Genomic DNA, 9759 nt, shown 5'->3' with positions numbered 1-9759 from the left:
CGAGCTCTACACAAGGCTATTCGTCGGCAGCGTCAGATGTTTATAAGAGACAGAGCCCTGGCGGGGAACCCGCACACCCTCCTCCTGGACGAGCCCGCGGCCGGCCTGGACAGCGCCGAGACCGCGGCCCTCACCCGCCTGCTGCGCGCCCTCGCGGCCGACGGCATGGCACTGCTCGTGGTGGAGCACGACCTGGATTTGGTGGCGGACCTGGCCGACACCGTGTACGTCATGACGGCGGGCCGCATCGTCACCTCGGGCCCGCCGACGGAAGTGCTCCACAGGGCGGCGCCATGAGAACCGGCGTCGCGCTCCACCAGGCCCACGTCCGCTACGGCCCCCTGGAAGCCCTGCACGGCGTGACCCTCGCCGCCCAGCCCCACGGCCTCACCGTCCTCCTCGGCCGCAACGGCTCCGGCCGCACCACGACCCTGCGCGCCCTGGCCGGCACGGCCCCCCTCTCCGCGGGCACCGTCACCTGGGACGGCAGGGACGTCACACGGCTCACCCCGTACGAACGCGCGAGGCGAGGCCTGTGCTTCGTACCGGACAGGCAGGCGACCTACGGCACCCTCACGGTCCGCGAGAACCTCGAGCTGTCAGGGGGCAACGAGGGCGACTTCACCCCGGCCCTCGACGCGTACCCCGAGCTGCGTCCCCTCCTCCCCCGCCGGGCAGGCACCCTCTCCGGCGGCGAGCAACGCATGCTGGCCCTCTCCCGCACCCTGCTGGCCCGAGCCAGGGTGATCCTCGTGGACGAGCCCACCCAGGGCATGTCACCACCGGTGGCGTCCCGGACGTACGAACTCCTCATGGCCCTGGACGACACCTGCGTGATCACCGCCGAACAGCGACTGCCGCCCGGCGTACGCGAACGCGCGAGCCGGACGGCAGTGGTGGTGCACGAACTGCGAAGGGGCGAGGTCGTGTTCAGCGGCGAGGCGGCCGAACTGGCCGAAAGACCACCGCCCGAGGAATGACCTCAGGACCGCTTGGCCCCCGCCCTAGGGATGATCAGCTCCACGCCGACGTCCAGCACATCGGGACGGCTCCCGACCGTCTTCCTGTTGGCCTTGTGCAGAGCCTGCCAACCGCCCTTGACCTTGTAGCGCCGGGCGATCGAGCTCAGCGTCTCGCCCTTCTTGACCACATGCACCCTGCCGTGCCCGTCCCGGATCTCCTTCGGGATCTTCTTCGAACACACGGGCCAGGCGTCCCACCCCTGCGTCCGCAGCACCTTCTCGGCGACCTTGATCTGCTCTTCCTTGGTGGCGAGATCCGCACGCGGCGCGTACTTGAGCCCGCCGTGCGCCTCCCAGGTGGGCTGCCAGAACTGCAGCCCCCCGTAGTAGCCGTTCCCGGTGTTCACGTCCCACCGGCCGCTGCTCTCGCACTGGGCGAGGCAGGTCCACGGCCCCTCGGTACGGGAGCAGTCGTACGCCGCGGCGGCGGCAGGAGGACCGGGCAGCGGCGGCGGAGGAACAGCCGACGCGGCCGCCGGCACGACCGTCGCCGGCAGGGACACCGCGGTGGCGAGCAGCGCGGCGGGCCACAGCGACCGGCGCCGCTCGATCGACATCGGAATCATCCGCATCGGGTACATCCGGCCACGCTAGGCAGGGCGGCAGCGGCGCTGAGCCGTGCCGCGCCCGCCATGGACATGGCCCCACCCGGTCGGACGACCGGGCAGGGCCACGCCCTGAGTGGCCCGGCTCAGAGGTCGAGCCGCTGCCCCGGCACGATCATGTTCGGATCACCGCCGATGACCGCCTTGTTGGCGGCGTAGACCTGACGCCAGTCGACGCCGTGCGCCGCCCCGATCCGGCTGAGGGTGTCCCCTTGCCGGACGGTGTAGTCACCGCGGCCGGAGCCCCGGTCGGTGTGGCTCGGCGTACGGTCCCGCTCCTTCACGGGCCGCTCCTTGACGGCCTTGGGCGCCGCGGGAGCCGCGGGTGCGGCGGGAGCCGCCGCCCCCGGCGCGCTGCCGGACGCTCCCGCCCGTGCCGAGCACGTGGGCCACGCGCCCCACCCCTGAGCGCGCTGCACCTTGGCGGCGACAGCGATCTGCTGCGCCTTGGATGCCCTGTCGGCGGTCGCCGCGTAGGCCCCTCCGCCGTACGCGCGCCAGGTACCGGCGGAGAACTGCAGTCCTCCGTAGTAGCCGTTGCCGGTGTTGATGTTCCAGTTTCCGCCGCTCTCGCACTGAGCGATGCGATCCCACACTCCGCTGTCCGCCGCTCCGGCCTGGCCGGTGGCGGTGAGCAGTCCCAGCGGGGCGAGCAACGCCGCTCCGCCGATCACTGCCGTCCTGCGAACGCGCTTGGGATGTGCGGACATGTATGTCCCTCTCGAAGGACCCAGGCTCCCCCTGGTGCCGTGGGCCTCCTCGCGCATCTGACGCCGGAGGTCCACTCCACCCCGTCCGCCGGAGTCGGCACTCTCGTGCCGCGGTGCTAGAGCTGGCTGGTGCGGCCGACGGACGTACCTGAGCGGTGCTCGCTGCACACGAGGGTGGAATCTAGGAGCCCGCTCGCCCCGATATCAACCAACTCCTTGTCATTCCAGGCCAGTTGACTGTTACCAGCAGTATCGGCGATTTTCGGCCATCCACTTAATTCCCTGATTTCAGTATTTGTCGACCCGATGGCGAGATGATCTGTGACCCACCTCACCGCTCCAACTTCCCTGTACTCAGCAGGCGTTGGCGCGGAGTGACGGATTCCGCCGAACAACTCACCCTCCGCTGCGGATGGTTCGATTCCGTTCGCCTTCGCGCGTGACTTGCGCCACTGATCGCCCGTTGTCTCCTTATGAGCCGGACACCGCCGGCTCCCACGCATCGATTCCGAGGAGCCACCCGTGCCGCGCATGCTCGACGTCGGCGACGACGTACGCGCCGAGATCGGCGACGAAGAAGCCGACCGGCTGCTCGCCGGAGAGAACGCCCCGGGCAGTTACGACTGCACGTCCTGCCGCACCCCGGGCGACTCGGAGCAGGAACGCACCAGCACGGTCCTGTTCATCGGCGACGAGACCGCCGTGCTCGCCTTCGCCCACGCCACCTGCCTGCCCTCCCAGATCGTCCAGGTCTCCGAGGAGCAGCTCCAGGGCGCCGTACGCTCGATCACCGGCGATGACGGCACGAGGCCCGCCGGAGGAGTACCCGACCAGGCCGTCCTCGGCGTGACCAGCGGTCTCGTCCTCATCGAGGGCGAGCTGCACCCCGCGCTCGTCGTCGAGCCGACCGGCGCCATCGCGCGCCCCGGCGCCGTCGCCGGCGGCGGCGACGACTTCCTGCCGCTCCTGATCGAGCAGGGCTTCATGCCGGTGGCCTCGCTGGACACCGTGCCCGACGTACTGCACGGCTGGTCGGTGCTGCTCGCCATGGGCCAGCTGCACGCCGTGCTCCAGCCCGGCGGCACAGTGGGGTCTCCCCTGCACGAGCGAAGCCGAGCGCTCGGGGAAGGCTCCCCCGTCGCCTGGTGGCAGGCGCACCACCCGCTCCAGGTCACCGACGCCTGGCGGGCCGCGGCCAACAAGCTGCAGACGGTGCTGCTCTTCGCGGCGCCGGTCGGCTCCATCGGCCGCCAGCCCCGCGAGGACCTGCTGCGCGGCGCCCTGGACAACGCGGCGGCGCACGGGCGTCTGGTGGCGGCCGCGATGCCGCTCGCGGGCACCTGAGCCGACCGCGCCGGGGCCGCGCCACGAGCCGCGCATGCGCCGGTCACACTCCCGGCGCCACGCGAAAGCGGCGCGGCCCCCGCATCCGTACGCGCATGGGGTCGTTGGCACATACGTGCACACATACGACCCCACTCGCCACCGGCCCGCGTACCAGAACCCCATCCCGTCCATGCGCTCGGCGCAGGACACCGGGGGCTCCTACTCGGCCACGCCGATCTACGACGCGTTGTACTCGGAGTACCGCAGGTCGTTCAAGGCCCTGCCGGGTGACCGGAGCGGTGAGGAGGATCTGGGCTTCACGGCCTTCGGCTCCACGCCGTACGCCATGCACCGCGTCGGCGACCGGCAGGGCCCGCGGCACAACACGCTCAGCCAGCTGCACGTGACGCGCTACGGCCAGGAGCAGCACGGCACAGGACACCACCAGTTCCCCGCGGCGCTGCCGCCGGGACCGCGCAGGGAGTACTGAGGCACCGCACACGGGTGAGGCCCCGCCTTCTTCAGATTCTTCAAAGAATTCAAAGAAGGCGGGGCCTCACCCGTTCGTTCCTGCGTGGCTGCTACTTCTTGCGGCCGCGCTTCTCGCGCACACGCACCGAGATGTGGATCGGCGTGCCGTCGAAGCCGAACTCCTCGCGCAGCCTGCGCTCCACGAAGCGGCGGTAGCCGTGCTCGATGAAGCCGGAGGAGAAGAGGACGAAGCGCGGCGGCTTCGTGCCCGCCTGCGTGCCGAAGAGGATGCGGGGCTGCTTGCCGCCGCGGACCGGGTGCGGGTGGGAGGCCACAAGCTCGCCGAGGAAGGCGTTCAGACGGCCCGTCGGGACGCGCGTCTCCCAGCCGGCCAGGGCCGTCTCGATCGCGGGGACCAGCTTGTCCATGTGCCGGCCGGTCGTCGCCGACACATTGACCCGGGGCGCCCACGCGACCTGCTGGAACTCGGTCTCGATCTCCCGCTCCAGGTAGTAGCGGCGCTCCTCGTCGAGGGTGTCCCACTTGTTGTACGCGAGGACGATGGCGCGGCCCGCCTCGACGGCCATCGTCACGATGCGCTGGTCCTGGATGCTGATCGACTCGCTGGCGTCGATCAGGATGACCGCGACCTCCGCCTTCTCGACGGCGGCGGCGGTGCGCAGGGAGGCGTAGTAGTCGGCGCCCTGCTGCAGGTGGACGCGCTTGCGGATGCCCGCCGTGTCGACGAACTTCCAGACGATCCCGCCGAGTTCGATGAGCTCGTCGACCGGGTCGCGGGTGGTGCCCGCGAGCTCGTTGACGACCACGCGGTCCTCGTTCGCGACCTTGTTGAGCAGCGAGGACTTGCCGACGTTCGGGCGGCCGATGAGCGCGATGCGGCGCGGGCCGCCGATGGCGGCGCCGAAGGTCTGCTCGGGCGCCTCGGGCAGCGCGTCCAGGACGGCGTCCAGCATGTCGCCGGTGCCGCGGCCGTGCAGCGCGGAGACGGGGTGCGGCTCGCCGAGGCCGAGGGACCACAGGGCGGTGGCGTCGGCCTCGCCGGACGGGCCGTCGACCTTGTTGGCGCACAGCACGACCGGCTTGCCCGCCTTGCGGAGCAGCCGCACGACGGCCTCGTCCGTGTCGGTGGCGCCGACGGTGGCGTCCACGACGAAGACGACCGCGTCGGCCGCCTCGATCGCGTACTCGGCCTGGGCCGCGACGGACGCGTCGATGCCGAGCACGTCCTGCTCCCAGCCGCCGGTGTCGACGAGCTTGAAGCGGCGGCCCGCCCACTCCGCCTCGTACGTCACGCGGTCGCGGGTGACGCCGGGCTTGTCCTCGACGACGGCCTCGCGGCGGCCGATGATGCGGTTGACGAGGGTCGACTTGCCGACATTGGGGCGGCCGATGACGGCGAGGACGGGCAGCGGGCCGTGGCCCGCCGCCTCGATCGCGCCCTCGACGTCCTCGACGTCGAAGCCCTCCTCCGCGGCGAGCTCCATGAACTCCGCGTACTCGGCGTCGCCAAGCGCCCCGTGCTCGTGCTCCGAGCCCTCGGGCTGGATCTGGTCGTTCATGAAGTCCGTACCTCGTTGTTCATCGTGGTGATCGGTGGACCGTCTCTCTCTGGCGACGGGCCACTACTTGATAAGTCTCACTCAGCGCCCGGTCTGGCGCCTGGCGTTCTCCAGGTGGGCGGTGAGCCGCCCCTGGATGCGCACGGTCGCCTCGTCCAGCGCCTTGCGCGTACGCCGTCCGCTGCCGTCGCCCGCCTCGAAGGGGTCCCCGAAGACGACGTCGACCCGGCTGCGCAGCGGAGGCAGCCCCTTTATCAACCGTCCGCGCCTCTCCGTGCTTCCCAGGACCGCGACCGGAACGATCGGCGCTCCGCTGCGTACGGCGAAGTAGGCGAGGCCCGCGCGCAGCGAGGCGAAGTCGCCCTCGCCCCGCGTGCCCTCGGGGAAGATCCCGAGGACGCCGCCCTGCTCCAGGACGCCGAGGGCCCGGGTGATCGCCGTGCGGTCGGCGATCTCACGGTCCACCTTCAGCTGCCCGATGCCGCGCAGGAAGGGGTCAAGGGGTCCGATGAACGCTTCCTTCTTGATGAGGAAGTGCGTGGGCCGCGGGGCCGTGCCCATCACCATCGGACCGTCGACGTTGTGCGAGTGGTTCACGGCCAGGATCGCCGGGCCGGTCGCGGGGACCTTCCAGGCGCCCAGGACGCGGGGCTTCCACAGCCCGTACATGAGGCCGACGCCGATACGGCGGCCGACCTCCGCACCGCGTTCCGATGCGATGGGAAGAGGCGGCGCGAAGCGTCTCCGTGAGGGGTGGTGGTCGGGTGACGGGCGGGCAGTCACTTCGAGGCCCGCTTCTCCTCGACGAGGGTGACGACGCACTCGATGACCTGCTGGAGCGTGAGCTCGGTGGTGTCGACCTCGACGGCGTCGCCGGCCTTCGCCAGCGGGGACGTCTTGCGGCTGGAGTCGGCCGCGTCCCGCTTGATCAGGGCTTCCTGGGTCGCCTTGACGTCGGAGCCCTTGAGCTCGCCGGAGCGGCGGGCGGCACGGGCCTCGGGCGAGGCCGTCAGGAAGATCTTGAGGTCGGCGTCGGGCAGGACGGTCGTACCGATGTCACGCCCCTCGACGACGATGCCCTTCTCGGCGGACGCGGCGATGGAGCGCTGCAGGTCCGTGATCCGGGCGCGCACCTCGGGCACGGCGCTGACGGCGCTGACCTTGGAGGTGACCTCGGTCGTGCGGATCGGGCCCGCGACGTCCGTGCCGTCGACCGTGATGGTCGGCCCGGACGGGTCCGTGCCGGAGATGATCTCGGGCTTCTGGGCGGCCGCGGCGATGGCGCTCGGGTCCGTCAGCTCGATGCCGTTGCTCACCATCCACCAGGTGATCGCACGGTACTGGGCGCCGGTGTCCAGGTAGCTGAGGCCGAGCTGGGCGGCGACGGCCTTCGAGGTGCTCGACTTGCCCGTGCCGGAGGGTCCGTCGATGGCGACGATGACGGCTGCCTGGGCGGCGGTTTCGGCGGTTTCTGCGGCTTCCACGGGGCTGCGGACACCTTTCTCAGGACGCGGGGCAAGGAGGCGGGGCGCAGACGCGCCCCGCACAAGGTTACTGGCTCCCGCGAGCGCCTCTTACTGCCGGATGGCCCAGCCCCGCTCCCGCAGCGCCGCGCTCAGCACCGGCACCGCCTTCGGCTCCACCATCAGCTGGATCAGGCCCGCCTGCTGGCCCGTCGCGTGCTCGATGCGTACGTCCTCGATGTTGACCCCGGCGCGGTCCGCGTCGGCGAAGATCCGGGCCAGCTGTCCTGGCTGGTCGTTGATGAGCACGGCGACGATCTCGTACGTGGCCGGCGCCGCCCCGTGCTTGCCGGGTACCCGCACCTGCCCGGCGTTGCCCCGCCGCAGCATGCCCTCGACTCCGGCCGCGCCGTCCCGCCGCTTGGACTCGTCCGCCGACTGCAGCGCACGCAGCGCGGTCACCGTCTCGTCCAGGTCCGTGGCGACCGCCGCGAGGAGATCGGCCACCGGGCCGGGGTTCGCGGACAGGATGTCGATCCACATCCCCGGGTCGGACGCGGCGATGCGCGTGACGTCACGGATGCCCTGCCCGCACAGGCGCACCGCCGTCTCCTCGGCGTCCTCGAGGCGGGCCGCGACCATGCTGGACACCAGGTGCGGCATGTGCGAGACGAGCGCGACCGCGCGGTCGTGCGCCTCGGCGTCCATGACGACCGGCACCGCGCGGCAGAGCGCGACCAGCTCGAGGGCGAGGTTGAGGACCTCCGTGTCGGTGTCCCGGGTCGGGGTCAGCACCCACGGCCGCCCCTCGAAGAGGTCGGCGGTGGCGGCCAGGGGGCCGCTGCGCTCGCGGCCCGACATGGGATGCGTACCGATGTACGGGGCGAGGTCGAGGCCGAGCGCCTCCAGCTCACGGCGCGGCCCGCCCTTGACGCTCGCCACGTCGAGGTAGCCGCGCGCCGCCCCGCGCCCCATGACGTCGGCCAGGGTCGCGGCGACATGCGCCGGCGGCACGGCGACGACGCACAGGTCGACGCGTCCCGCGGGCGCCTCGTCCGTGCCGGCGCCGAGCGCGGCCGCCGTACGGGCCTGCCCGGGGTCGTGGTCGGCGAGATGCACGGTCACCCCGCGCGAGACGAGCGCGAGCGCGGCGGAGGTGCCGATCAGGCCGGTGCCGATGACGAGGGCGGTTCTCACTGGGCGATGTCCTTGCGAAGGGTGGCAGCGGCGCCGAGGTAGACGTGCGTGATCTCGGAGCGGGGCTTGTCGGTCTCGATGTGCGCGAGGACCCGGACGACGCGGGGCATCGCGCCGTCGATCTCCAGTTCCTGCGCGCAGATCAGCGGGACGTCCACGATGCCCAGCTTGCGCGCGGCGGCGGCCGGGAAGTCGGAGTGCAGATCGGGCGTCGCCGTGAACCAGATGCTGATCAGGTCGTCCTGGGTCAGTCCGTTCCGCTCGAGGATGGCGGTGAGCAGCTCGCTGACCTGCTCGTCCATGTGGTCGGCCGCGTCCCGCTCCAGTTGGACGGCGCCCCGGACCGCTCGTACCGCCACAGTGCTGCTCCTCGCTCGCGTGTCTACGACTTGCTGTGCTCACAAGGGTAGTCAGGGCCCCGGGGACGAGTGCGCGGCGCCCGCCTGCCGAGACGGACACCGCGTGCCCAGGGGCGGGACCTCGGACCCTGCCAATGTCGCCCTGATCGCCCCCTGTCGCCACTTGGCACGATCTGTGACGGTTCAGCCCTGGACGCAGGGGGCGCGGGTCCGCTTGCATGGAGGAGCCGGCACGGCCCACGCCTCGGGGGAGGCTCGCATGAAGCGCTCGGGACCGCTGTACACGCTGCTCGGGGGGCTGCTGCTGGCCCTGTTCATGCTGTCGCTCAACGCGACGACGGGGACGGGCAGTTCGTCGTACGGAGAGGGCTCGGCCGGCGCGGCGTCGCCGGCGCCCACCTCGTCCGCGGACCCCTCGTCCGCGGCCCCCTCCGAGAGCCCCTCGAAGCAGCCGTCGAAGGATCCCGCGAAGAAACCGCCCGCCAAGGCCGAATACGCGGGCCGCACCGACGACGACACCTCCGCGGTCTCCATCTCGATCCGTGACGACAAGGCCATCGCGTACTTCTGCGACGGGCGCGATACGGAGTCCTGGCTGAAGGGCGATGTCGAGGGCGACGGTTCCATGCGGCTGACCGGCAAGCACGGCGCGAAACTGAACGGCACGCTCGCCGACGACAAGGTCCGCGGCACGGTCGACATCGACAAGAAGACATGGGACTTCACCGCCGACAGGGCGAAGAAGCCCTCCGGCCTGTACCGCGCGACCACCCAGGTCCGCGGCGCCGAGATCGACGGCGGCTGGATCGTCCTGCCCGACGGGCAGCAGGTCGGGATCCTCAAGAAGGACGGCAAGCCGCAAAAGGCCCCGCGCCTCGACCCGGAGACCGGCGCCGTCCCGTTCGACGGCGGTGACCTCACCGCCCGCCCTGTCGTGCCCTGACCCGCTCCGCCCCGACCAGGGAGCCGCCATGAGCGTCGATCCGAACGCCGTCGTGCCGAGCCAGGCCTTGACCGCGCTGGTGC

11 protein-coding genes and 1 pseudogene are annotated in these 9759 nt (G+C 71.5%); 5 read left to right on the top strand and 7 right to left on the bottom strand.

What is annotated here, in order from left to right; all coding sequences use genetic code 11:
* Positions 1 to 297 (top strand): annotated as a pseudogene (locus E2651_RS36595) (hypothetical protein); the annotation flags it as partial.
* Entirely contained in the window at positions 294 to 980 is a 687-nt protein-coding gene (locus E2651_RS36590) for an ATP-binding cassette domain-containing protein (protein WP_135335573.1), read from the top strand. The pseudogene E2651_RS36595 and the gene E2651_RS36590, both read left to right, overlap by 4 nt.
* Before the next feature lie 2 nt (positions 981 to 982).
* Here the strand turns inward: E2651_RS36590 and E2651_RS36585 are convergent, their stop codons facing one another.
* Together E2651_RS36585 and E2651_RS36580 are read right to left on the bottom strand one after the other, a co-directional pair.
* Positions 983 to 1603 (bottom strand): transglycosylase family protein, encoded by a 621-nt coding sequence (locus E2651_RS36585; protein WP_280922822.1) that lies wholly within the window; start codon positions 1601 to 1603, stop codon positions 983 to 985.
* A 110-nt stretch (positions 1604 to 1713) separates the two neighbouring features.
* Complete coding sequence (locus E2651_RS36580) at positions 1714 to 2337, bottom strand: transglycosylase family protein (RefSeq protein WP_245239448.1); 624 nt, start codon at positions 2335 to 2337, stop codon at positions 1714 to 1716.
* Between the two features lie 522 nt (positions 2338 to 2859).
* On the opposite strand from E2651_RS36580, the gene E2651_RS36575 reads away from it, so the two are divergent.
* Together E2651_RS36575 and E2651_RS36570 are read left to right on the top strand one after the other, a co-directional pair.
* A complete protein-coding gene (locus E2651_RS36575; RefSeq protein ID WP_135335572.1) occupies positions 2860 to 3681 on the top strand; it encodes a hypothetical protein in 822 nt (273 codons plus the stop codon).
* A 172-nt stretch (positions 3682 to 3853) separates the two neighbouring features.
* Positions 3854 to 4153: a hypothetical protein gene (locus E2651_RS36570; protein WP_348541691.1), complete on the top strand. Its 300-nt coding sequence runs from the start codon at positions 3854 to 3856 to the stop codon at positions 4151 to 4153.
* Between the two features lie 91 nt (positions 4154 to 4244).
* On the opposite strand, the gene der is transcribed toward E2651_RS36570, so the two are convergent.
* The 5 genes from der to aroH all read right to left on the bottom strand — a co-directional run bounded on the left by der (position 4245) and on the right by aroH (position 8733).
* Positions 4245 to 5714 (bottom strand): ribosome biogenesis GTPase Der, encoded by a 1470-nt coding sequence (gene der / locus E2651_RS36565; protein ID WP_135335570.1) that lies wholly within the window; start codon positions 5712 to 5714, stop codon positions 4245 to 4247.
* A gap of 81 nt (positions 5715 to 5795) precedes the next feature.
* Positions 5796 to 6497 (bottom strand): lysophospholipid acyltransferase family protein, encoded by a 702-nt coding sequence (locus tag E2651_RS36560; protein WP_135335569.1) that lies wholly within the window; start codon positions 6495 to 6497, stop codon positions 5796 to 5798.
* Positions 6494 to 7198: a (d)CMP kinase gene (gene cmk, locus E2651_RS36555; RefSeq protein ID WP_135335568.1), complete on the bottom strand. Its 705-nt coding sequence runs from the start codon at positions 7196 to 7198 to the stop codon at positions 6494 to 6496. Before cmk ends, E2651_RS36560 begins: the two co-directional genes overlap by 4 nt.
* A 90-nt stretch (positions 7199 to 7288) precedes the next feature.
* Positions 7289 to 8374, bottom strand: a complete 1086-nt coding sequence (locus E2651_RS36550) for a prephenate dehydrogenase (RefSeq protein WP_135335567.1) — start codon at positions 8372 to 8374, stop codon at positions 7289 to 7291.
* The gene (aroH, locus tag E2651_RS36545; protein WP_135335566.1) at positions 8371 to 8733 is read right to left on the bottom strand and encodes a chorismate mutase; all 363 of its coding nucleotides are present in this window, start codon (positions 8731 to 8733) and stop codon (positions 8371 to 8373) included. Before aroH ends, E2651_RS36550 begins: the two co-directional genes overlap by 4 nt.
* Positions 8734 to 8992: 259 nt before the next feature.
* Between aroH and E2651_RS36540 the strand changes: the two genes are divergently transcribed.
* A complete protein-coding gene (locus E2651_RS36540; RefSeq protein ID WP_135335565.1) occupies positions 8993 to 9676 on the top strand; it encodes a hypothetical protein in 684 nt (227 codons plus the stop codon).
* The last annotated feature ends 83 nt before the right edge of the window (positions 9677 to 9759 follow it).

It is taken from the genome of Streptomyces sp. MZ04, from assembly GCF_004684775.1.
In the GTDB taxonomy this organism is placed as follows: domain Bacteria; phylum Actinomycetota; class Actinomycetes; order Streptomycetales; family Streptomycetaceae; genus Streptomyces.
This window is presented reverse-complemented; position numbering and strand designations above follow the sequence as displayed.

What these genes read in the sequence shown, in the direction of transcription:
- E2651_RS36580 (WP_245239448.1), bottom strand. Translation starts at nt 2,337, where the DNA reads ATGTCCGCACATCCCAAGCGCGTTCGCAGGACGGCAGTGATCGGCGGA.
- E2651_RS36540 (WP_135335565.1), top strand. Translation starts at nt 8,993, where the DNA reads ATGAAGCGCTCGGGACCGCTGTACACGCTGCTCGGGGGGCTGCTGCTG.
- der (WP_135335570.1), bottom strand. Translation starts at nt 5,714, where the DNA reads ATGAACGACCAGATCCAGCCCGAGGGCTCGGAGCACGAGCACGGGGCG.
- E2651_RS36590 (WP_135335573.1), top strand. Translation starts at nt 294, where the DNA reads ATGAGAACCGGCGTCGCGCTCCACCAGGCCCACGTCCGCTACGGCCCC.
- E2651_RS36585 (WP_280922822.1), bottom strand. Translation starts at nt 1,603, where the DNA reads ATGTACCCGATGCGGATGATTCCGATGTCGATCGAGCGGCGCCGGTCG.
- E2651_RS36570 (WP_348541691.1), top strand. Translation starts at nt 3,854, where the DNA reads ATGCGCTCGGCGCAGGACACCGGGGGCTCCTACTCGGCCACGCCGATC.